The sequence below is a fragment of the Rhodospira trueperi genome (assembly GCF_900101965.1).
Lineage (GTDB): Bacteria > Pseudomonadota > Alphaproteobacteria > Rhodospirillales > Rhodospirillaceae > Rhodospira > Rhodospira trueperi.
The window spans coordinates 674093-697453 of the sequence record NZ_FNAP01000001.1; the positions used below are offsets into that span (position 1 = coordinate 674093).

Below are 23361 nucleotides of genomic sequence, written 5' to 3' on the forward strand. Positions count from 1 at the left end.
ATCGGAGGGGAGAAAGGGGTCAGGCTTACGGCGGCGGGCGGGTTCGGTCAAGCGCCGCCAACCTCAACCGTCGGCAGCGCGGACGCATCGAACGGGTGCACGTTGGACAGGAACTGATCCACGCTGGAGTCCCAGGAATGGCGCAGGGCGAAGGCGCGACAAGCGTCCGGGTCTCCTTCGAGCGCGGCCATCGCCGCCGCCTGAAGGTCGTGGCTGAGGCAGCCGACAGGCGCATCGCCGATCACGTCCTTCGGCCCGGCGACCGGGAACGCGGCCACCGGCACGCCGCACGCCAACGCCTCCAGCAGGACCAGCCCGAAGGTGTCGGTCAGGCTGGGGAAGACGAAGGCATCGGCCACCGCGTAATGCAGCGCCAGGTCGTCGCCCCGCTTCTCGCCCACGAAAACCACGTCGGGGTATGCTGCGCGGAGGTCCTCCAACTGCGGCCCCTCTCCCACCACGATCCGGGTCCCCGGCAGGTCCAGGGTCAGGAAAGCCTCGATGTTCTTCTCGATGGCGACGCGGCCCACGTAGACGAACCACGGACGCGGTCCGGAGATCTCACCGTCCAACGCCGACTTGTCGCGCGGCCGGAACAGGTCGGTATCAACGCCGCGCCCCCAGCGGCGGATGTTGGTGAAACCCCAGCGCGTCAACTCGTCCTCAATCGACGGCGTGGCCACCATGATGGAGCGCGACCGCGCGTGGAAATGCCGCAGCAGGGCATAGCTCCAGTCCACAGGCACCCAGAACCGGGCGTGGACGTACTCGGGAAAGCGAGTGTGAAAGGCCGTCGTGAACGGCAGATCCCGGTCCAGGCACACACCGCGCGCGGCCCAGCCCAGCGGCCCCTCTGTGGCGATGTGGATCACCGTCGGGCGCCATTCCATGATGGCCTTGGCCAGGCGATGCCTCGGCGCCAGCGCCAGCCGGATTTGCGGATAGGTGGGACACGGCACGGTGTCGAACTGATCCGGGGTCAGCATGTGAACGTCGTGGCCGCGCCGTTCCAGATGGGCCCGCAGCGTATCCAGGGTACGCACCACCCCATTGACCTGCGGGAACCACGCATCCGTGACGATCAGAATCCGTTCCGAACCGTCGGTGCCGGACGCAATGGCGGGGGGGTCTGGGTCGGGAAGAGGCGGGGATATCATGACGGACAGACTCGATAGATCGGACAAACCAAACCAGAACACGCGACGCCGTCAACCTTGCACGCCGGATGCGGCCTCACGCCGACAGTGACGACTCCGGCGTCCGTTCATTCTTCCCGCTCGTTGTCGCCGCCGACGACTCCGACACAGACCCAAGGGTTCCGGCCATGACGTTTGTCATTTCCTTGGACGCAGGCTCCTCTGGGTCCGCTTCGTCGCCGATCGGCCCGGAGCCGCCACGATACGCCTCCAGCATGGAGACGTCGCGGACCTTGGTCCAGTCGATGATCTCCATGCGGCCATCTTCGTGCTCAACCATGGCCGTACAACTTTCAACCCAGTCGCCGTCATTGCAGTACACGATATCGCCAAGCTGCCGGATTTCCGCGTGGTGGATATGGCCGCAGATCACCCCGTCCACCCCGCGCTTACGGGCCAGATCGGCCATGCTCTCCTCGAACTTGGTGATGTACTGCACCGCGTTCTTAACCTTGTGCTTGAGGTACTGCGAGACGGACCAGTATGGCAGACCAAGCCGCCGCCGCGCCAGATTGAACCAGTGGTTCAACTCCAACACCGTCACGTAGGCCCAGTCGCCGAGCACAGCCAGCCAACGCGCGTACAGCACCACCCCATCGAACTCATCGCCGTGGATCACCAGATACCGCCGGCCGTCGGCGCCCTCGTGAATCACCTCGCGGCGCAATTCGACCTCACCGAAATCGGCATCACAGTAATCTCGGGCAAATTCATCGTGATTGCCCGGCACGAAGATCACCCGCGTACCCTTCCGCGCCTTGCGCAGAAGCTTCTGCACCACGTCGTTATGCGGTTGCGGCCAATGCCAGTGTTTCTTTAGACGCCAGCCGTCAACAATATCCCCGACAAGGTAGAGTGTATCCGATTCATTATACTTCAGAAAGTCCAGCAACATCTCGGCCTTACAGCCGCGTGTTCCCAAGTGAACGTCCGACACGAATATGGTTTTATAATATCGGGGGAGCGGGTCCGACGCCGTCATTTGATTCATATCACCAGCCTGTTTAACGGGAACACTCTCCTTACGGTTCTGATCGCGTGAGGTCCGCACACCAAGCTCCCTCGTTCCGACGGCCCGCACCGGCGCCCATTCCGAGGACAGACGCCTGTCCCCTGCCAAGCATCGCGGCGCACCCCCGCCGTACGGAACCGCCACGATCTACCGATCCCAAATTATGTTGAGCCGGATCGGGAGTGTACCCGTGTTCGGTCTTGAAATAAATATTTCACACAGTAAGGACATCGCCCCGAAAGCGAGCGACCCGGACGTTTCCCCCCGGGCCGGCTTCAGTTTTCGTGGAATGATCGCCCGCTAGCACCCCGGATCAGCCCAACAGGAGCGGTGGTGCGAGTATTCCCAATCGCCTTCCATCTCCTCGGTCTTGTCCGTGACCGGCGGCACGAGGCTGTTCATGTCGGCACCACGCGGCAGATCGAAATCCACGGCGGAAAGAAGGTCCCCGGTCGAGGCCTGAATCAGCCGAGCATTGACGAACACTCGTGTCGCCGCGGGCGTATAGGTGCCGGCAATCACCGCCTGCGCGCCCACGCTGCGACTGATTTCGCGCAGATTGCGGGATAACACCAACTCCCCGCTCTCTTCACGAATCCGGAGGGCGTTGCCGAACCGCAGTTCACGCACCGTGAACCCGGCGTTGGCGAGTCGCGTGCCCATCTGTTCGGAAATCAACCGGCCCAGCGGCACGGCCATCGTCAGGTCGCTGCTATCGACCAGGGTCGTCACCACGATGGGCTTATCCGGGCTCAGGGGCGCGCGGGAGAACTCCAGCAGCTGATCGACAGCCGAGTAGCTGGCGAGTTCGATGTCCACCGCAGGATGAACGGTTTCCGGGCCAACGGGGTCCGTCGTGTCCGCGACGTCCTCCAGTACGTCGGCACACCCCCCGAGGGCGAGGGTCGCGGCAGCGAGCATTGGGATGAGGAACGAGCGCATGACCAGCCTCTGCTATTCGATGACGAACTGCGCGACCGGCGGCTCCGGCAGGGCGCGTCCCTGCGGGGCGTACATCGGCGGCATGGCCAGTTCCGGATAGTGGTGAGCATTGTCGCGGGAAACATAGTAGGTCGTGTTGACGGTCGTCTCGCCGCCCTCTGGCCCAAGGATGCCAATCGCGATCGTGACTTCCGAGAGGTGATACTCGTTGTTGCCATAGAACAACTCGAACAGCGCCGTGCCCGCCGTGGACGTGGCGCCGTACGGGGCCACCTGCGCCAATTCGCCGATGCCCCACAACCCGGCACTCAGCAGCGTCAGTTCGCCGCGCGGGTGAGCATCCCCAATGTCGTGGTCACTGACCCGCGTGCCAAAGGCAAGCTGATGAGTGGCCTGCGCCTTGGTGGGCACCACCGTAATCCCTCGCGCCCGCAATTCTTCGATCAGTTCGAGGCGGAATATGCGGCCGAAGTCGGCACTGCTGGCGTGTCCCTGCACATAGAACAGAGCCCCAGCAGGGACCCGCTCCTCAAGAAACAGCGCCAGCTTCACGCCGGTGTCCTTGGCCATGGCCCGCCAGTGCGTGTTCGACGACAACTCCCGCTGCGGCTCGAGCGGATGCCCGGTGCGATACGGGACCTCGGTACACGCGGCCAGCCCGGCGGCAACCGTCGCGACCATCAGCGCTATATGAGTTCGACGCACGTCCGGGCTCCTTTCGCCAATGTCCCTGACTGCCCTACTGTAGAGCCGGGACAGAAAGAATGTCAATAGTCGTAAGGAGCTATGGCGCGTTTTTCCAGCAGTTCATGAACAGAGGCCCGTCTCCCCCTCCCCCACCAGACCTGTCGCGATCAGTGAACGCTCTGGTCGCCGTGCGGACTGTCCAGGGAAAATGCGGGAATCTCGACCTGAAAGACCTCCCCGGTCTCCACCCAACGCATGGTGTAGGACCCTCGCATGAACCCGGACGGCGTCGTCAACGGGCATCCGCTGGTGTACTCGAACACCTCGCCGGGATGCAGCACTGGCTGGGCCCCGACAACCCCGGCGCCCTCCACGTCCCGCATGGATCCGTTGGCGTCCGTGATGACCCAGTGCCGGCGCATCAACTGGACCGCGTTGGCCCCTTCATTGCCGATCACGACCTGATAGGCCCAGACGAAATGGCCCTCGTCCGGTTCGGACTGATCCTCCAGAAAGAGCGGCCGGACCGTGACGTGGATATCCCGGGTCGTGCTGCTGTACATTCTGTCCCTCACGTTTCCCGAACCGGCCTCAACGCTGCGCGCGCCGATTATTGCAGGCCTCGCGGAGGCTGAACGACCCGCCCCGCTTTCGTGCCGCTTCCGCCATCTTGTGGTCGCCTTCGTGGGCTCAGTTTGACGCAGACGCGGACGCGGCACCAGAGCGGCGGCCCCGATCAGCGAGGGGAAACGATCATGCGACAAACCCACCATAAGCGCGGCGGTCTCACCTTGGCCGTCGCGGTGCTTGCGACACCCGCCGTGATCCCGACGGCCCATGCGGCGGAAAGCTGTCTGGCGATTGTTGAACGCACGGAAAACGCCCTTCTGGAAGACGGGGCCGCGCCGGGGATGCTGCCCCGCTTCCTGAACGGCATCGGCGGCGGCCAAGCCCTGCAGGCCCCCCCTCCGCCGGCGACGGCGACTCGAACCGCGCCTCAAGTGGCCGTGGAGGAAATGGCGGACAGCGCCGTCAAGATGGCTCCACCCGCGCCGAGCCCGTCCTTGGAGCCCCCAGTCGTGGAGCGCGACCGCTTCTCCGACGTGAATCTCAACGGCGTGGTCCGCGTCGCCGAACAGCCCGTCTCGACTTTCTCAGCCGACGTGGACACCGCCTCAATGGGGGTGGTGCGCCGTTTCATCCGGGACGGCGACCATCCGCCGGCCGACGCGGTGCGGGTCGAGGAATTGGTGAACTACTTTGACTACGACTATCCGCGTCCGAACAGCGCCGGCGAGCCCTTCGCGCCGTCGGTCACCCTGATGCCCTCGCCGTGGGGCGAGGGCCGGCAGGTGATGGTGGTGGGGATCAGGGGCTGGTCGCCGGAGCGCAGCGAACCACCCCCCGCCAACGTGGTGTTGCTCGCCGACGTGTCGGGATCGATGCACGGTCCCGACCGCCTGGGACTCGTCAAGCGCTCCATGGCGCTGCTGGTCGATCAGCTTGACGGCGACGATTACATCTCTCTGGTCACCTATGCCGGCTCCGACCGGGTGGTGCTGGAGCCGACGCCGGCCGACGACAAGGAGACCGTCTGCACGGCCCTCGGCCAACTGACCTCCGGCGGCGGCACGGCCGGGTCCAAGGGCATCGCCACCGCCTACGAACTGGCGGAAGAGAACTTCCGGAAAGGCGCGGTCAACCGGATCATCCTGGCCACCGACGGTGATTTCAACCTGGGCGTGGTCGATGACGGCCGTCTGGAGGATTACGTCGCCCGAAAGCGCGAAACCGGCATCTATCTCAGCATCCTGGGCGTCGGCCGAGGCAACTATAATGACAAGACCATGCAGATGCTGGCCCAGGCCGGCAACGGCATGGCGGCCTATCTGGACTCGCTGGAGGAAGGCCGGCGCGTCCTGGTGGAGAAGCTGACCGCCCAACTCCAGCCCATCGCCGATGACGTCAAGTTCCAGATCGAGTTCAACCCGGCGCGCGTGGCCGAGTATCGTCTGGTGGGCTACGAAACCCGCATGCTGCGCGAGGAGGACTTCGCCAACGACGCCGTGGACGCCGGGGAGATCGGCGACGGCCACGCCGTCACCGCCCTGTACGAGATTGCCGCGCCAGGCTCGGCCGGACTGCGCCTGCCGGAGCGGCGTTACGGCAACGAGGCGTCCGTGGCGCCGGCCGGCGGCCGCGAGGCCGAGATCGCTCACCTGCGCATCCGCTGGAAGGCTCCGGGCGAGGCCGCTTCGCGGCTCATGGAACGACCGGTCACCCAGGCCGACGTGGCGCCCCTGGCCCAGCAATCCGATGATGCCCGCTTTGCCGTTGCCGTGGCCGGGTTTGCCCAAATCCTGCAGGAGAATGCGGCGGTCGGCGACTACGGCCTGGGTGATGTGCTCGAACTGGCGGACGGGTCCATCGGCGACGACCCCAACGGCCACCGCGCCCGGTTCGTGGATCTGGTCAAGGCCGCGATGCGATTGAACTGACCGGCTCCCGGACCCCAGTCGCATCCCTGCCCGGTCACCCGACAAACCGGGTGGCCGGGACCGTTATCAGGGGAAGGCGCAGCGTGTCGCGGTGGCTTCCGCGAAGCCGGGACGGCTCGCCCTGACCGTGAAGCGGTACTCGGCGCCGTCCACGACCATCGCATGATGGACGGGCAGGACGCCCTCGACCGCCTCCGTTTCACCGCCCAGGCGGCTGAACAGAACCTCCACCGGCTTCGCCGGATCGAACCAAGCCTCCGGGCGCCCTTCCTCGTCCGTGGCGCCCGCGCCCGTGGCGGTGATCGTGACCCGCCGGTCGGCAAACGCAACGGCCGAGCCCGACACGCCCTGGTCCGGCACCCGCACGAAGAACTGTCGTGTCGTCGGCGACGGATCGCAGTCGGCCGGCGTTTCCGCAGCCTGGATGAGAAAGGCAAGACGATCCGCCGAAACGCCGGCCTCCAACAGCCGGTTGATCATCTCGTTGAGGCGACGGGCCTCGCCCGCCGGCACGTCCCGATCATACCGGGTCTGCACGTACCGCAACCGGGCGCGCGCTTCCTCCAGGTCCACGGACAGACGGCCACGCGCCCGTTCGGATTCCTGAAGCGCCTCCGCCTGTTCCGTCACCCGGCTTTCAAGCTGGTCGGCGCGGTCCCGCAAATCACGGCTCAGAACGCTGTATCCATAGTACAGCCCGGCGCCCACCGCGCCGGCGCCGATCAACAGCAGGAATAGAACAAGGACAGCATGTCCCGAGCGCCGACGACGGCGCGGACGACCAAGGGGCATGAAACGCTTCCATCGAGACCCGGATGACCCAAGAGGATTTCGTGACCGGGCCCGATCTTGGCGTCGCCATGCCCATCCGTCAATGCGGAGTACCGTCTGAAGACCCGGGTGACGTGTGAGTCCCCATCCGAAGCGCCCGGCGTTCATCGGCCTGGGCGCGCCGTTCTTCGCGCGCGGCCGCGTGCCGTCGGGAGACCCGGAGACTCAGCCAGTAGCCGCCGACCCCGCTGATCACGACCCAGGGGATCGATCCCACCACCAACGGCAGCCCCCACCCGGCCACGATATCGACCATATAGGCCCAAGTCGCTTCCCAGAATCCCATGCCATCGGCCGCGAACGTGTCGTTCCACAGGGTAACGAAGGCATCGAACCCGCTGAGGTCATCCCAGTGGCCAAGCAGAATCTGCCCCGTAATGTAATAGCCGTAGTAGAAAGGAAGGATGGTGAACGCGTTGGTGATCCACGTCCACGCCAACCCGAGAACCAGGCTGAAATGCCAGGAAAAAAGACGGCTGGCGATGAACCATGTGCAGGCCACCAGCATCATCTGAATGCCAACCAAGGGGGTCATGGCCCACATCAGTCCGACCATCACCCCGCGCGCGGTGTGTTCGGGCGGGTGGCGACTGCGCATCAGCGGAATGATCAGCCGATAGCGGATGAGGCGCAGGGACTGACGCCACCACCCGAACGAACGCCGCCCGGCGCCCGGTGCCGGATCGGCCGAGTCATTACGCGTCAGAGGGGGCTCCGCTGATGGCGGTTCTCGCATCGTCTCTCGTTCAGACGTTCAACGGCCAACGCCCGCCGGCCGGTCGCCCAGGACCACACGCGGCGACGGGATCGGCCCATGATCCTGCCTGCTCATCCGTATAGCACGGTGTGGTCGGCGGTGTAATCCCGACCGACGGCATGATCCGCCTATTCCGTTCGGCCGGACGCCCACCGATGCACGGCAACCCGATGCCGATTCGCGCAGGAGTCCGGTTGTGTCAAGACGCTACAGGTTTCTGGCGCGGGCGATGGCGGCGAGCTTTTCCCGATAGCGTCCGATTTCATGGTATTTGTCAATCCGGTCCCGTCTGCGCTTGCGGGTATCGTCCTTGACCGCCGTCGGCGTATTCCACGCACGAACGTACCGATAGAGCCGGCTGGCCTCGGACAGCGACGGGTGCAACCGCAGGGTCGGGTCCCCGGCGTCCTTAAGGGGCAGGTATTTCATGTCGCCGTAGTGCCTGAAGTCCTGCTGCTTGATGAGGAGTTCCAACAGTTTGTCGAGGTACCCCGCCACCGAGAAGACGGATGAGAAGACCCGGAGCACGTTTTTCAGGGTATCGATGACGGCGCCCGCCGGCGGCACGAACGGCACCGGATCGGCGGCATTGACGATCCGGTAGATCGGCGTCTTGAAGCGCCCGATCAGATGCGCGTCTCCCACGCGCGGCGCCCCGAAGGTGTAACAGGCGCCCAGCTTCTGCGCGCTTTGGTACCACGTTGCCACCACGGCCAAGGCGCCGCCCAGCGAATGGCCGGTGATGTACAGCGGCAGATGCTCCCTGCCCTTGAGCCGCTCGGCGATCTGATCATGAACCGACCGATAAGAGTCGTGAAAGCCCTTGTGGAAGTGACCGACGATTGCGCCGGTGCCCTTGGGGTCCAGGACCGGAACGGCGCGGATGTCCACGTTGGTGATCCAATCGCGGATCTGCTGGGTGCCCCGGAAGCAGATCACCGCCATGCCGGTGCCGTCGTCCGCGTCGCGCGTCACGACGAAGGCCTGCGTGTCAGTGGACGGCTCGTAGATCGGGCCGCCCCCCGCCAGGTCAAACCGTCCGGCCGCCAGTGCCGCCCTGAGCTTGGCGTTGTGCGAGTCCTGTCCGTCGGCCGACAGCTGCTTCAGTTCCGCCGAAAGGCCGCGCAGTCTGGCGGCGATGGTCTTCGCGGCCTCCTCGTCCGTTGTCGCCAGCTTGATCAGGTCCTCCGCGATGGCCAGGAGCCGATCATCGGACTCCTCGTCGAACGGCATGTAGGCCAGTTCTGACAGAAGCGACATGGTCCAGGCCGTGCGGTCACTGTAAGCCGCCCGCTTGACGGGAACCGGGAGCCTGATAAGCTCGTCAAAGTGCGCATCGGTTTCGGTGCTCATGGCGTTTTCCCTCCCCACCCGTCCCTTCGCGACACGGCGCACATCCCGAACCCGCGCGGTTACAGCTCCCGGACTCCGCGATTCCGCGCCCCCTATTGCACCAAGAAATTAAACCAAATTTGTGGTTTATTGAACCGAAACTGTATGATACTCTAGGTTTTCAAAGTTTGGCAAGTCTCTGGGGTCTACTGCATGTTTACGTTGTTCCGTCTGATTCCCGTGCGTGAGGCCCTGACAGCGCAGATCCCCGTCCTTGTTGCCGCGTTCGCGGTGGCGGAACTGTTCTACAAGTTCGGCAGCTTCATGCTGGAGTGCCTGGCGTTCCTGGCGACGTGGTTCGTTTTCGATCTTGTCGTGCATCTGGCGCGCCGTCAGATCGGGCTGATGGCCAACGCCGTGGACTCCGGATCCTAATCCTCGCCGTTCGAACGTCTTGGGGGACCTCGCCATGCTTGTCCGGCCCATGATCGGCGAATGGGAGCCGCGTGGGATCGAGGCGGTCTCCACGTCCGAAGCCCGCCATCTGATTCGGATGCCGGTCCCCGGGCTGATGGGCGATCTGCACCAGGACCTTGGCCGGGCGGCGCTGGCCGTGACCCTCAGGGGCACCCTGGCGGGGGACGAAGCCCGCGACGGATTCCTGGAGAAGCTGCGCGAGCGGTTCGCGGCCGGCGAACCGGTCGACTTCGTCGCCGACATCCTGACCGACAGCGACCTGGAACAGGTGCTGATCCGCGATTTCCGCCTCAGCGAGGTGGCGGGCACGGCGGACAGCTTCCGTTATGAAATCACCCTGATCGAATACACCGAACCGCCGGAACCGCCCGGCGGCTTTCCCGGCATGGACCTGGACCTTGGGTTGGACCTCGACCTTGGGCTCGATATCGACCTGGGGCTGGACCTGTTCGATCTGCCCGGCCTGCTGGGCGACGTGCCCGCCTTCGGCGACATGCTCGCTCCCGTCGGCGCGGCGGCCGAGGGGCTGAAATCGGCGCTGGACGGCGCCGCCGGCCTGCTCGACCCGCTCGACGCGGTTCTGGACTGAGCCCGGGGGGGGGCGGCACGATGGTCAGGGCGCGGCTGGAAGCGGAGGTTGACGGCGGCGCCCTCGCGGCGAGTCTGGAAGCGACGCTCTCCGCCGGATCGGCCGACCTGACCGCCATCGCCCTGCCACAGGCCGCGAACGAGAACGCCGACGCCCGGGCGGCGGTCGCGGCGCTCGACCTGTCGGCCCTGGAAGGCCCGGTCGCCCAGTTGGTGAGCGAGATCGGCGCCGTGGCCGCGTCGGTGCCGAACGCACACGACTCCATTGCGGGCGTGACCGCCGTTCTGGAGGGACTGGAGGGACTCGTCGCCGGGCCGGACGGCCCCTTGGCGGACCAACTCTCCGGACTGGTGGACCGGCTGTCCGCCGACCTGAAGGGGGACGACGCGGGCCGTCTGGAAGCTGTGCTGCGCGTCTTGGAGGCCCTGCTCTCCGCGCCCGAAGGCCAGCGCGCGGCTGCCATGTTCGACACCGTCAAGGCGGCCCTGGGCGCCGATGCCTCGATGCCGCACGGCTTCGTTCTCGACGACCTGATGCCGGCCATCCGGGGTTTGATTCAGCTTCTCCAGGGGCTGGCCGCGCTGGAAACCCGCATGGAAGAGGCCGCGCGGCTGACCGGCATCATGGCCGCGCAACTGGCGCCCGACCGCATCGCCCGCCTGGAAGGCATCGCCGCCGCAGTGATCACCCAGGGCGGCCAAGACCTCGCCGCCGCCGTCGCCGCGCTCGATCCCGCCGATTCGGTGGCGGTGGACGCGGTTCTGGCCCGTCTGCGAACCCTGTCGCGGGCGGAAGCCAACATGGTCCAGGCCATCAGCGAGGCCATGGCCTTCGGCGACGCGACCCTGGTGCACCTGAACCCGGATCGGCTGGCCGGCGATCTCGACCGCGCGCTGGAACAGGTGCGCGGCGCCGACGTCTCCGCCATCGAACGCGCGGTATCGGCGAACGCGGCGCGCCTGACCGGGCTGTTGCGCTTTGACCTGCCCGAACCGCCCGACCAGGGGCTTGAGGGTCTGGTCCGCGAGATCGAAGGCCGGCTTTCGGAATTCGCCGACGGCATTGCCGCGCTCGACCTGTCCGGACTGACCGAACCGCTTGACCAGGCCATGGCGACGATCACCGCGCTGCCGGCCGGCCTGTCCGAGGTCATGACCGAGGCCGCGGACAGCGTGGGGGCCGCCCTGGAGCCGGTGCGCGCGGCGGTGGAGGCGCTGCCGGTCGAAACCGTCGTGGACGCGCTGCGCCGGCTGGCCGGTCATGTCGCCGAGGTGCTGGACGCGCTGACCCGACTGGTGGACGCGGTCGGAGACGCCATCGACTCCGGCGCCACCGCCGCCGTCGCCGCGCTGGAGGCCGTCGAAACGGGGGTGGACACGACCAAGACCGATCTGGATGCGGCCTTTGCCCGCGCCGTGGAGGTGGTCGAGTCGGTGGACATCGATGCGCTGGTGGCGCAGGTGCAAGGCAACATTGATGCCCTGGTGGCGGAGATCGCCAAGGCCGACATGGCACCGGCCTTCAACACCGCCGGGGACGCCATCGGCACGGCCGCCGACGTGGTGGACGCCGTGCCGTTCTTCCTGCTGCCCGACGACATGGAACAGGATGTCGTCGACGCCATCCGGCCGATCAAGCAGACCGACGTTCAGGGCGAGATCGACGGGTTCAAGGCCACCCTGGGGCTGAGCGAGGAGGGCCTTGCCCTCACCCGGGAGTTGGAGGAGAGCCTCGCCGAAATTCAGGGCAAGATCGACGCCCTGATCACCTTCGTCCGCGACGACCTCGACCCGGCGAAGGCGTTCGCCCACCTCGACCCGGTCATGGCGGACCTGCGCCAGACGATCGAGGAAATCCACCAGGGCATCGACCTGTCCGGGCTGCGCCAGATGTTCGACGACGCCAAGACCCAGGTCACGGGCCTGGACGCGGCGGCGCTGCTGGCCCCGGCGGATCAGGCGTTCGACGAGATGATCACGGCCCTGAACGCCTATGCGCCGGATCAGTTGATCGCCCCCCTGGACGACCGGGTGGACGCGGTGCGCGGGCAGGTGCTGGAGGCCACCCGCCTGCCCGACATCCTGACCCGGCTGGAGGAGATGGAAGCCGCCGCCAAGGGAATCCTGGACGCGGTCGATCCCCTGATGCTGGAACCGCTCATCAAGCGGGAGATGGAGACGTTCCGCGAGCGCCTGGAGGCCGACCCCCGCCTGTCACTGCTCGACGGCTGGATCGCCGCGCTCGGCGGACTGGTCGCCGACGGGCCGGACGCCGGTGTGCGGCCCCGGGCGTTCCGGGCGGTCGCGGATTGGGTCACCCAAGGCGGCGCTCAGGCGACGCTGGATGCCCACGCCCAGGCCATCGCCGGCCGGATCTCCGCGACCATCGCCGCCGTGGAGGCCGTGGACCCGGCCGCCCTGGCCATGCGCCTGAGCGCCCGCGCCCAACCCATCCAGGCGGCTATCGACGCCACCGCCGACCCGGGGCTGAAGGTGCGGCTTCAGGCCAGTTTTTCGGTGCAGGCCAGCGCCGGTCAGTTGACCCTGATCGCCGGGCCGCGCCAAGCCTACCTGTCCCGGCTGAACGACGTGGCCGCCGACCTACGCGCCGTCGCCGCCCGGGGCTTCGGCGAAGCGGAGGCCGCCGCCGCCCGCCTGCGCGCCGGGTTCGATCCCCTGTCGGCCCTGAAGGCACCCTTTGTCGCCGTGATCGAGGCCTTGGGCCTCGACGGCCCCGAGCCGGGCCTGGGCAACCTGCTGCGGCGATTCTTCCAGGTATTGCCACCGGGGCGAATCGCCGGCCTCCTGACTCCGATCTTCCGGGCCGTGCGGTTGCGCTATGACACCCTGATCGAGTCCGTGGCGCAGCCCCTGAAGCAGGGCATCCAGGATCTGATCGATGCCATCGAGATTCTGGATCTCAGCCCGCTTCGCGACGCGCTGGCCGGCATCTATGACGATCTGGTGGCGCGGGTGGAGGCGTTGCGGCCCTCTTCCCTGCTCGCGGAACCGCTCGCCAGTTTCACCACCGCGCAGCAGACCCTCGGCGCCTTCGATCCCCTGGGCGCGGTGCAGGCCCTCCTGGACGACTTGGCCGAGCGGGCCGAGCGCACGGTGGCCAAGCTGACGCCGTCGGAGATCCTGTCCGGCGCCGTGGACCTGCACGCCGCCATCGTGGCGGAGATCGAGCGGCTTCAGGTGGCCACGCTGATGGCCGGGGTGTTCGATGAACTGGACCGGCTGGCCGCCCAGGTCAACGCCGGCCTCGACGACACCGCCACGGCCTTCCGTGAGCTTCAGGACGCGTTGCCGGACCAGGTCGGCTCGACCCGCGTGTCCGTCTCGGTCTCGGTCGGTTGAGGAAGGGGGAGGACGCGCCGCCATGCCATCGGTCCTGACCCACACCGCGATCATGCTGCTGGCGCGCGAGCGGCTGTCACAGATCGACCGCGTGATGTCGGCGCGCATCGCGGCGGCGCCAGCCGGACAGGAGGCGACGGATGTCGAGGTCCGCCTGCGTGACCTCGCCCGCAGCGCGTTGAACGTGCTCAACACCGGGCCGCACGTCGACGCCAACGTGCCCGGCAACCTCGCCGGGCAGACCGTCGCGGACGGGGTATCGAAGTTCGCGGTCATGGGGTCCATGGGGCCGGACCTGACCGGGTTCGCCGAAATCCTGCGCCCCGGTCAGGCCTGGGTGTTCGACACCGTCCACAAGGGCAACCCCGACGGCAACCGCGAACGCATGCTGGCCGGCACCAGTGACCTTGCCCTGATGATCCACAGCCGGGGCCGGGCGCTGATCGAGTCCGCCTACGGCGCCGGGGACCGCGAGGCGCCCCTGAACCGGCTGAAGGCGTTCGTGCTTGGCCACCTGACCCATGTGGCGGGAGATGTGATCTCCCACCCGCTGGTCGACGACATCGACTGGCACCTGGGCACCGACGGCCGCAAGGAGGCCTCTCACCACGAGGCGGAAGGCGCCCACGAAGCCCTGGTGGCGCAACGCGTGTTCGGCCGCGCCGGGGTGCGCGCGGACGGCGGCTGGGACGGCTGGTGGCCGGAACCGACAGAGGTTCCGCCGGAACTCTATGATGCCTATGCCGCCGCGCTGAAGGACGTGTACGGAATCGACGAGGCCGGCGGCGCGACGCAACGGCCCCGCGGGTTCAATCCGTTCGAGTCCGATCTGGCCGCGCTGGATCCGCCGACACTGGACGGCGCCTTCGTCCGCGACGGCTACGAGACCTTCCACCGGGCCGTCATTTCGGTCGTCTACGACTTCGCGGAGGACGACTGGGCCGGCGTGCTGGCCGGCGTGGCGGTGCCGATGATCGTGTTGCCGTTCGTGTTCCTGGTGCTGCCGGACACACGGCCGCTGGCCGGCCTGTCGTACCAGGACAGCGATCCCGACCGCGTGTTGTTCAATCTGCTCACGCTGCCGATGCTGATCGGGTCCGGCAGCGCGCTCGGACTCCAGGCCTGGATGTCCGCCCTGACCTCGAAGGGGGTCGAGGACCGCATGGTGCTCGGCCTGATCGCCGCTTGCGTCATGACGCTGCTGCTGGTGCTGTTCCTGATCGAGGGGGGCATGCGGGTGATGCCGTCGGCAGCGCGGTGGTTGATTCTGTTCGGGCTGCCGCTGTTGCTGATGACCGCATTGGCCGGCATCGCCGGAGGCGATCTTTCGGACGAGGGCACCAAGCGCCGCAGCGCCGCGACACTGGTCCCGCCGGCCCTGGCGTTTGGCCCGATGGTGGCGTTCCTGCTGCTGTTCGGCGTGCTCACCCTGCTCCTGTGGGGGGTGAACGGCCTGACCGGACTGGCCGGAGCCGAATTCGATTTCAAGGCGTGGTCGTTCTGGATCACGACGGTGATCTGGGTGGTGGCCATGATCGTGTTTTGGGTGCTGGGCAGCACGTGGCTGCGCGACATCCGCATTCCAGAACAGCCGGATCACTTCATGGCCCGCCACCGCCACGCCGTGCGTCTGTTCGACGACGGCGCGATGACCCCCGACCTCGACGACTCCGGCGAACCGGCGGCGGACCAGAGGCTCTATCCGTCGGGCCGGCGCGCCCTGGCGCGACTGTGGTGGACCGGCGGCGGCACGATGGAGATCCGCTCCGACCGCTACGGGCTCGTGTTCCGGCTGGACGGCGGCGACGAACAGACGGTGCCGGCGGCGCTCGCGCCCATGCGGTTGTCGGAATACCTTGCCCTTCTGACCGCCACCGTGCGCGACGGCGGCGGCGCCACCGGCCAGCTTCAGGCGGTGGCCCTCGACGGGGACAACGACATCTTCCTGCCGCCGGGCGCGACCTTCGCCTCGCACGGCGACGATGAGGAAACCGAGCAGGAGGTCCAGGAGAAGACGGCGACGTTCCGCGCCCTCGGCACGGCGGACGGTAACGACGCCTATGTCCTCCACCATGCGACCAAGTCGTGGCAGTCGGTGCGCACCGGCCGGTCCCGCGTCATGCCGCGCCCGTTTGCAGACGTCGAAGGCGAAACCGGCACGTTCGAGGGCCAGGACGGGTTCGCCTATGTGGTCGATCCCGGCCAGCCGGACAGCGACGACTCCGTGATGGCGCTGTCCGGCGACGTCGCGGCTCTGCTGTGCCTGGGCGCGATGGGACACATCGACCCGCCGGCCGGTCCCGGCGGCGACGAGCCCCGCGTCTTCCAGGTGTTCCGCAACTGGAACCTGGACCACCGCCGCGTCAACGAGTGGCGCATGCTGGTCGCCGGCAACGCCCGCACCGAGAAACCCACCGTCGAGACCTATGACCGCGCCCTGCCCGGCGGCGCGCTCGGGCCGGGCGACACGGCCGCGTGGCTGCACCCCATGATGGCCCAGGGCAACCCGGCCGTGATCGCGGCGGCGGAGGCCACCACGCGCGGCCTGGGCTGGGTCCCGCTGCTGCGGACGTGGCTCGACCGACTGGAGAACCCGAACGCCGACGCGCTGGACGAGACCGACCCGGGCGAAGGCGAGATCGCCACCCGCACCCTGACCCGGGGCATCGCCTATCTGTTCGACCGGCCGGATCCGGCCCGCGTCCCGGCGGGAGGGCCCTAAGCCATGGCCGAAACCGCGATGCTGACGGCGTTGAGCGCCTTTCTGGCGGGACCGGCGGGTCTGTCCCCGGCGCCGGCCATGGCCGGCGTGATCGATCCGGTCAACGACGCCCAGGACCTGCCCGCCCTGGTGCTCGACCTGCCGTCGGTGACCCGGCTGGAATTGGGCCTCGGCGGCGGCGTCGAGACCGTCGAGGGCGCGCTGGCGGTGGAAAGCACGGTCTCCCTGACCAACCCCACGCTGGCGGAGGTCCCGGGCCTCGACCTGCTCAGCGCCGACCGAACGCGCCTGACCCTGCCGCATGGCGGCTTGGTGCGCGCCGACGGCACCACCGGCCCGCTGGGCACGGCCGACATCCAGGTGCGGCGCGGCAACCAGACCCTAACCCTGAGCGCCGAACCCGGCACCCAGGCCGAATACGCCGTCGATCCGATCGCCGGCCGCCTGACCTTCGGCGCGGCCCAGCCGGCCTCCGGGACTATCCGCGCCAGCTACTTCGTCGGTGCCTGGGAGCGCGAGGTCATCCGCCTGGAGGGCACCCTGCGCCTGACCGTGCTCGACGGCTCCGGCACGGACGTGGCGACGCTCAGCGATCAGACCATCGCCGCCCTGACCGGGGAAAGCCGCCCGGCCGGACTGCGCCGCATCGCCCTGGTCAGGCTGGGCGCGGTCGGCCCCGAGAACCCGGCGCGCGCCGGCGCCCGGGCGCGCGAGGCCGAGTTCTCGTTCGCCTATGACCACATCGCCGACCGGCCGCTGTCCGCCGGCGGCGTGATCGCCCGCGTGCCGATCACCAGTGCCCTGCGGCGCGCGTCCCTCGATCCCGACACCGGCGTCGTGGTCGAGGACACCGTGCACGACACCCAGACTTTCGTTGGCCATGAAGGGGATGCGTAGATGAGTGAGAGCATCGGCGAAATGATCCTGCCGGGGACCTATATCGAGGTCCGGGCGGAAGGGCTGATCGGGGTCGGCGGCATCGCCACCGGCAACATCGGCATCGTCGGGACGGCCAATCGCGGTTCCCTGAACAAGGCGGTGGTGCTCGGCTCCTATGCCGACGCCCTGGCCATCTTCGGCACTTACGACGCCTGGCCGGCCGATCCGTCCGCCACCGCACACCTGACCTTGGTCCGGGCACTGGAGCAGGCGTTCCGGGGCGGCGCCTCCACCGTGCATGCAGTGCGGGTCGCCAATCTGGCCGACGGCGCGACCATGAACACAATGAGCTGGACCGTCGCCACCGGTGGCACCCCGGCGTTCACCCTGGAGGCGACCTCGCCCGGCACCTGGGCGAACGACATCGCGGTGGCCGTCCAGGCGGCGACGGACACGGATCCGATCCGCCTGACCCTGACCCACGGCCGCCAGCGCGAGACCCACGAGGCCGCCGACGCCGCCGGACTGGCCCGCGAGATCAACTCCGAAAGTGCCCTGGTGCGGGCCTCCGCCGTCGCCGACGGACAAGGCACGGCCCAGCCCGACACCGTCACGGCGGCCAGCGGCGACGCCGTGGGTGGACCGGACGGCGCCGGCGCCATGGGCGCGCTGATCCCGCAGATCGCGGAGGGGCTGGCTCTGCTGGAAAGCCGCGCGGTCAATATCCTGATCGTCGCCGGCTACGGCGCCGACACGGTGGCCGGCACGGTCCTGGCGCACCTGGAGCGCACCGAAAACGACGGCCGCGAGCGCATCGCCATCCTGGGCACGCGCGGCGATGCCCTGACCCAGGTGGAACAGGACGCCAACGCGGTCTCCAACAAGCGCATCGTGCTGGTGGCCCCGGGCATCGAGGCCGGCGACGCCGCCAGTGACGGCAAGGCGGTGAACCTGCCGCCGGCCTATGCCGCCGCGCTGGTGGCCGGCCGGCTGTCGGGTCTCGCGCCCCACATCAGCCTGACCAACAAGGACGTGCCGGCCACCGGCCTGACCACGGTCTATTCTCGCGCCCAGCAAAAGGCGCTGCTGGGCAACCGCATCATGGTGCTGATGCAGAACCTCGGCTTCCGGGCGCTGCGCGGGATCACCACCGACACCGGCGCCTTCACCCAGATTTCGGTGCGCCGGATCGTGGACTACGCCAAGGCCGGGGTGCGCAAGGGCGCCAATCCCTACATCGGCCGCCTGAACAACACCCGGGTCCGCGCCGCGCTGAAGGCGACGCTGGACGGGTTCCTGGCCCAGATGGTCCAGGACGAAATGCTGACCGGCTACGAGCTCGACGTCACCGCGACCCGCGCCCAGGAGATCAACGGCATCGCCGCCGTCACCCTGACGCTGCGGCCGACGTTCTCCATCGACTACATCCGCGTCACGATGATCCTGGAATAAACGGGGAGGCTCCTGAGAGATGGCAACGAATGTCTATCGCGGCTCCGACGGAACCCTTTCCGTCGCCGTGGAATCGAGTCCCGAAGGCGACTTGGCCGCCGCCGTGGACGAAGAATACGGGCTCGCCCCCATCGGCCGCGTCACCGGCGTCACCGTGCGGGTCACCAGCGAGGTCAAGCCCTTCCACGAACTGGGCCAGCGCTTCGCCACCGAACTGAGGCCGGGCAATATCAACGTCTCCGGCACCATCGAACGCGCGCACGTGAACGGCGCTCTGCTGAGCCTGATGCTGGGGCCGGCGGCGCGGACCCGGCCGCAGGGCACCTTCGCCAGCCCGGCGTTCAACCTGTCGCTGCAACTGGAGAACCCAGCGCTGCCCGGCAACCGCTCCACGGTGACGGTCATGGGTGTGAAACTGGACGAGTGGACCTACGGCATCCCGGAGGACGATTTCGTCATGGAAAAGGTCGGCTTCCAAGCGCTGTGGGTGAAGGTCGAGGACGCCACGGCGTAGGACTAGGAGGGGCATGTCTTCTTGAGCAGGAAGACGCCGTCATTGCGAGGCGCGAAGCGCCGAAGCAATCCAGGGCTAGGCTCACCGTCCTCCGCCCTGGATGGCTTCGCCGTCGTCTGATGACGAGGGCTCGCAATGACGACGTGACGTGAATCAAACATTCTCAAACAGGGACCCCTTTTCATGAACCACGTCCTGACCGCCGCTGATCTGCTGGCCGGGGCCGGCCGCACCCACCGCATCGAGGTTCCGGCGGCCCTGCTGCCGGACGCGGACGCGAACGCGAACGCGGCCGCCGGGACGGTGGACCTGCGTCCCCTGACCGTGCGGGACGTGCAGCGGATCACGGCGGCGGCCAAGGAGCAGAAGGTTCTCACCAGCGTGCTGATGGTCCAGCAGGCCCTGGTCGAGCCCGCCCTGACGGTGGATCAGGTCTCGGCCCTGCCGGCCGGTCTGGTGCGGTTCCTGGTCGGCGAGGTCAACCGTATCAGCGGGTTGGCCATGGGCGAGGACGACCTGGAAGCCACCGTCCGCGCCCCGCTGGCCCGCGCCTGTTTCACGTTGTCGCGCGAGTTCGGCTGGACACCGGAGGAGTGCGCCGGCCTGACCCTGGGGCAGGTGCTGCTGTACCTGGAGATGCTGGGCCGGGGCGAAACGCCGGAGGGTCTGCCATGACCGGCGCGCGCTCTCCCCTTGACCGGGGCGCCAATGCGCTGATCCGCGCCGGGGCCGACCTGCGCACGGCGGGCGCGGCGATGGATGCCTTGACGGCGGACCTTGATGATCCGCTGTTGCTCGACGCCGACCGGTTCGCCGATCTGGTGGACCCCGAGACGGCCGACGACAGGCTCGCCGCCGCCCTCGCCCGACTGGCGAACGGGCCCGGCACCGGCGGGGACACCAGGCGGGCGACGGAGGGTCCCAGGCCCCAGCCGAAAGAGACCGGGAAGGCCACTCCGCACCGCGATCCGGCCGCAATGCCCCCGTCGGCCGCGTCGGTGTTCGGTGTCGCGACGCCGCCACCCGCCGGAGCCGAGAGCATGCGCGCGGCGAAGCGAGAGTCGTCCTTTGGTGACAGGAAAGCGCCCATCAATCGAACTGAGCGCCCAGAAAGGGCGGCGGTCGTACCGGCGTCCGGTGACGGAGTCTCACCCAATACCGCTCAGGACAGCCCGCGCGTTCGATCCGCCCCCCTCCTCCAGGCCGAGACCGATCCGACACGGCCCGGACACGCGCACCGCAGAGCCGCGCCCGCCTCGCGCGGAGCCGGCGCGGCAAGAACGGTTAGCCCCGCAGACGGCCCATCGGCTCCGGCGTCCCCCGCGCTGCCCGCCGCCCCGGCCTTTTCCACCAAAACGGCACCCGTTCAGCCGGACACCGGTCTGCCGATGGCCCTGCGCCGGGCGCTGTTGTCGGGCGATCCGCGCGCCGTCGCCGCCGAAATCGCGCGCGCCGCACCGGATGTGTCCGCCCCCGAACAGCCCGTCATGTCCCGCGTTCCCCTGGGAGAGGCGACGGAGCCCCGCGACGACCCCGGCGCCGGGCCGTTCGCGACGGCCGAGACCCGGATCGCGCGGGCGCTGGAACGCCTGGAGCGTGGCGCGGCCTCCCGTCCGGCGGGTCCCTCGACATCCCACGCACAAACGTCCCTTGCAGCAAGGCAGCCGGTGGCCGAACACACACCGCCCGCGCCGACGCCCTCACCCACGCCCGCACCCAAAGCCGCGCCGATCCTGGTCGACGGCGCGCCGTCCGGCCTGCGCCGCCTGGCCGAGCGGGCCGGTGCGGCGCCGGTCGCCGCTGCGGTTCCGGAGGTGGCCGCAAACGGTGCCGCGCGCGGCGACCAAACCGCCTCGTCGGCGCGGTCGGATCGGACTCGCCCGCACCAAGCCTACCCTGACACGCCGTTGGCAGCGTCACCCGCGCCGTCGGCTCCGCCCGGCCCCCTCGACCGCGACGACGATGTCCGGTTGGCCGAGCGGCTGACCGACCTGCTGCGGCGGGAGGCCCGCGCCCAAGGCATCGGAGGTGACCTATGAGCTGGGTCCTGAAGCCTGACGCGCGCATCGAGGTTTCCGGGCGCGACCTCTCCGCCGCCGAGGCCGGATTGGCCGCGCTGTCCGTCGATCTGGCGACGGGCACGGTGGGGTCGGCGCATCTCAGCCTGTGGCCACGAACCGCATTCGAGAATGCCGCGCCGGGCGACGAGATCGCGCTGTCCATCGGCGCGGCGGACGATCCGACGCCCGTCTTTTCCGGCGTGATCGAGAGCGTCCGCAAAGGTCCCCGCGCGGTCGTCATTGAGGCGCGAGAAGCCCCTGCGCCCCTGCTCGTGTCCCGCCTGAACCGCTCGTTCGTCAACCAGACCATCGCCGACATCGTCCACGGACTGGCCGGGGACGTGCCGGTTTCGGCCGCCGAAAGCGAGATTGAACTGTCCTTGTATGCCGTGGAGGGCCGCCGCAGCGTGTGGAGTCACCTGCGGGAACTGGCCGCGCTCGCCGGGGCGGATCTGCACTGCACCGCCGACGGCGCGCTGGTGTTCGCGCCCTACGGGGCTGGCGAGGGCCACACCCTGCACCGGGGCATCGACCTGCTGGGCTGGGAAACCCTGTCGGCCGTTCCGCCCGAGGCGGAAACCTACGCCGTTCATGGCGCCGGCAGCCGGGCCGGCGCGGACAAGTGGCACTGGCTGGATCCCGCCGTGAAGGGAGCGGAGACCGGCGAGTCCCGGGTGTTGGGCGCGTTCGCCAACACCGACGCGGCGGAAGCGGCCACGGCGGCGGCGGCGGCGCGCGCCGCCAATGCCGCGGTGCGCGCGCGGGCGCGGGTGTGGGGACGGCCGGACCTGCGCATCGGGGATACGCTGGATCTGGTGCTGGCTGAGAGCGGCGGCGGCAGTCTGCTCGATGCGGCGACCGAGGCCCTGTCGGGGGTGCTGGGAGGGTCGTCGTCCAAGCCACCCTACCGGATCACCGGCCTGACCCATTCCCTGAACCGCGAGGCCGGGTTCGTCACCACGCTGGAGTTGGGCGGGTCCACGGCGCCCGGTGATATGGAGGGCGGCGCGGCCGGACTCGCCGGAGGGCTGCCATGAGCCAGCTTGTGGACATCCTGCGCCAGATCGTGCGCGACGAGTTGGCCAACAATCGGGTCGCCGAACTGGCGGAGGTGACCGACGCCCATCCCGGCGGGGACGGCGGCGGCAACCATCAGGTCAGTGTCCGCCTCGTGACCTCCGGCGCCGAACTGCCCCATGTGCCGGTCGCCGTGCCCCGGATCGGCTTTTCCATGCTGCCCCGGGTCGGGGACCGGGTGGTGGTGGTGTTCATCGACGGCGACCGCAACCGGCCCGTCGTGGTCGGATCGGTCTACGACAGCGAGCGCAATCCGCCCCCCGCCGAGAAGCTGGACACCGCCTTCGTCCCGCCGGACGACCCGGACGACGCGGTCAAGCGCTTCCACATCGCCACGCCCGGCGGCGGCTCGGTCACCGTCGGCGACCAGGGCACGACCATCGAGGCGGGCGGAACCCGCGTCGAGGTCCAGCAGGACGGCGACATCGTCATCGAGGCCGCCGGTTCGATCACCATCAAGTCCGCCGCCGGGATCGAGGTCGCCAGCGACGCCGCCCTGACCCTTCAGGCCGCCACCGACCTGACCCTGAAGGGCATGACGGTGACCGTCGAGGGCCAGACCGAAACCCAGGTCAAGGGCTCGCTCCTGACCCTGGCCGGCACCACCAGCTTCAAGATGGCATGAGGAGGCGAACGCGCGATGCCCGGACCGCCCGTTTCCGTCGGATGTGCCGTGACCGTCAGCCCCGGGGCCGCCGGTCCGCCGGACTCCGGCGTCATCATGACGGTGCTGCCGCCGTTCATCTCGGCCGGCGGCATGCCGCTCGCCACCACGGGAAGCCTGTGCCAGATGGTGAATTCCGTCAGCGGCGCGCCCTATCCGCTGCCCATCGGCTCGGCCGGCGGCTCGACCGTCGTCACTGTCGAGGGCAAGGCCCTGGTCCGCATGGGCGACATGATCCCCTCCGGAAGCGGCATCATGACCATTCTGGGGCCGCCGGCCGCGCCTTGGATCACCGATCAGGGAGCACCGTGAG

Annotated in this window: 21 protein-coding genes; 13 read left to right on the forward strand and 8 right to left on the reverse strand. The window is 68.5% G+C overall.

Going from position 1 to position 23361, the window contains the following annotated elements; genetic code table 11:
• Window positions 1–47: 47 nt before the first annotated feature.
• The 5 genes from BLS85_RS03075 to apaG all read right to left on the reverse strand — a co-directional run bounded on the left by BLS85_RS03075 (window position 48) and on the right by apaG (window position 4400).
• A complete protein-coding gene (locus tag BLS85_RS03075; RefSeq protein ID WP_092781843.1) occupies window positions 48–1157 on the reverse strand; it encodes a glycosyltransferase family 4 protein in 1110 nt (369 codons plus the stop codon).
• 76 nt (window positions 1158–1233) lie between these two features.
• A complete protein-coding gene (locus BLS85_RS03080) occupies window positions 1234–2178 on the reverse strand; it encodes a UDP-2,3-diacylglucosamine diphosphatase (protein WP_092782183.1) in 945 nt (314 codons plus the stop codon).
• A 330-nt stretch (window positions 2179–2508) separates the two neighbouring features.
• The gene (locus BLS85_RS03085; protein WP_092781846.1) at window positions 2509–3150 is read right to left on the reverse strand and encodes a FlgO family outer membrane protein; all 642 of its coding nucleotides are present in this window, start codon (window positions 3148–3150) and stop codon (window positions 2509–2511) included.
• Window positions 3151–3162: 12 nt separating this feature from the next.
• Entirely contained in the window at window positions 3163–3855 is a 693-nt protein-coding gene (locus BLS85_RS03090; protein ID WP_143027070.1) for a hypothetical protein, read from the reverse strand.
• Window positions 3856–4004: 149 nt separating this feature from the next.
• Window positions 4005–4400 (reverse strand): Co2+/Mg2+ efflux protein ApaG, encoded by a 396-nt coding sequence (gene apaG, locus BLS85_RS03095; RefSeq protein ID WP_092781852.1) that lies wholly within the window; start codon window positions 4398–4400, stop codon window positions 4005–4007.
• 192 nt (window positions 4401–4592) lie between these two features.
• Between apaG and BLS85_RS03100 the strand changes: the two genes are divergently transcribed.
• Window positions 4593–6335 (forward strand): vWA domain-containing protein, encoded by a 1743-nt coding sequence (locus BLS85_RS03100; protein ID WP_092781855.1) that lies wholly within the window; start codon window positions 4593–4595, stop codon window positions 6333–6335.
• A gap of 66 nt (window positions 6336–6401) precedes the next feature.
• Here the strand turns inward: BLS85_RS03100 and BLS85_RS03105 are convergent, their stop codons facing one another.
• The 3 genes from BLS85_RS03105 to BLS85_RS03115 form a co-directional block, all read right to left on the reverse strand.
• Window positions 6402–7127, reverse strand: a complete 726-nt coding sequence (locus BLS85_RS03105) for an ATP synthase subunit B family protein (RefSeq protein ID WP_092781858.1) — start codon at window positions 7125–7127, stop codon at window positions 6402–6404.
• A 79-nt stretch (window positions 7128–7206) separates the two neighbouring features.
• Window positions 7207–7902 (reverse strand): DUF2062 domain-containing protein, encoded by a 696-nt coding sequence (locus BLS85_RS03110; RefSeq protein WP_092781861.1) that lies wholly within the window; start codon window positions 7900–7902, stop codon window positions 7207–7209.
• A gap of 228 nt (window positions 7903–8130) precedes the next feature.
• Window positions 8131–9276, reverse strand: a complete 1146-nt coding sequence (locus BLS85_RS03115; RefSeq protein ID WP_092781864.1) for a lipase family protein — start codon at window positions 9274–9276, stop codon at window positions 8131–8133.
• Between the two features lie 192 nt (window positions 9277–9468).
• Between BLS85_RS03115 and BLS85_RS03120 the strand changes: the two genes are divergently transcribed.
• The 12 genes from BLS85_RS03120 to BLS85_RS03175 all read left to right on the forward strand — a co-directional run bounded on the left by BLS85_RS03120 (window position 9469) and on the right by BLS85_RS03175 (window position 23360).
• Window positions 9469–9690 carry a hypothetical protein gene (locus BLS85_RS03120; RefSeq protein WP_092781867.1) on the forward strand — a complete coding sequence of 74 codons (222 nt, stop codon included), beginning with the start codon at window positions 9469–9471 and terminating at the stop codon, window positions 9688–9690.
• Between the two features lie 34 nt (window positions 9691–9724).
• Window positions 9725–10321, forward strand: a complete 597-nt coding sequence (locus tag BLS85_RS03125) for a hypothetical protein (RefSeq protein WP_092781870.1) — start codon at window positions 9725–9727, stop codon at window positions 10319–10321.
• Window positions 10322–10341: 20 nt separating this feature from the next.
• On the forward strand, window positions 10342–13680 hold the full coding sequence (locus tag BLS85_RS03130; RefSeq protein WP_092781873.1) for a hypothetical protein: 3339 nt from the start codon (window positions 10342–10344) through the stop codon (window positions 13678–13680).
• 22 nt (window positions 13681–13702) lie between these two features.
• Window positions 13703–16402, forward strand: a complete 2700-nt coding sequence (locus BLS85_RS03135) for a hypothetical protein (protein WP_092781876.1) — start codon at window positions 13703–13705, stop codon at window positions 16400–16402.
• A gap of 3 nt (window positions 16403–16405) precedes the next feature.
• Window positions 16406–17299, forward strand: coding sequence for a hypothetical protein (locus BLS85_RS03140; RefSeq protein ID WP_092781879.1), 894 nt, complete (start codon window positions 16406–16408; stop codon window positions 17297–17299).
• A complete protein-coding gene (locus BLS85_RS03145) occupies window positions 17300–18733 on the forward strand; it encodes a phage tail sheath C-terminal domain-containing protein (RefSeq protein ID WP_092781882.1) in 1434 nt (477 codons plus the stop codon).
• Between the two features lie 19 nt (window positions 18734–18752).
• Window positions 18753–19247 carry a hypothetical protein gene (locus BLS85_RS03150; RefSeq protein WP_092781884.1) on the forward strand — a complete coding sequence of 165 codons (495 nt, stop codon included), beginning with the start codon at window positions 18753–18755 and terminating at the stop codon, window positions 19245–19247.
• 183 nt (window positions 19248–19430) lie between these two features.
• Window positions 19431–19922 (forward strand): hypothetical protein, encoded by a 492-nt coding sequence (locus BLS85_RS03155; protein WP_092781887.1) that lies wholly within the window; start codon window positions 19431–19433, stop codon window positions 19920–19922.
• A complete protein-coding gene (locus BLS85_RS03160; protein ID WP_092781890.1) occupies window positions 19919–21286 on the forward strand; it encodes a hypothetical protein in 1368 nt (455 codons plus the stop codon). The genes BLS85_RS03155 and BLS85_RS03160 overlap by 4 nt, the downstream gene beginning before the upstream one ends.
• Window positions 21283–22344, forward strand: coding sequence for a hypothetical protein (locus BLS85_RS03165; RefSeq protein WP_092781893.1), 1062 nt, complete (start codon window positions 21283–21285; stop codon window positions 22342–22344). Before BLS85_RS03160 ends, BLS85_RS03165 begins: the two co-directional genes overlap by 4 nt.
• Entirely contained in the window at window positions 22341–23009 is a 669-nt protein-coding gene (locus BLS85_RS03170) for a phage baseplate assembly protein V (RefSeq protein WP_092781896.1), read from the forward strand. The genes BLS85_RS03165 and BLS85_RS03170 overlap by 4 nt, the downstream gene beginning before the upstream one ends.
• Before the next feature lie 15 nt (window positions 23010–23024).
• Entirely contained in the window at window positions 23025–23360 is a 336-nt protein-coding gene (locus tag BLS85_RS03175) for a hypothetical protein (protein WP_092781899.1), read from the forward strand.
• Window position 23361 lies beyond the last annotated feature (1 nt).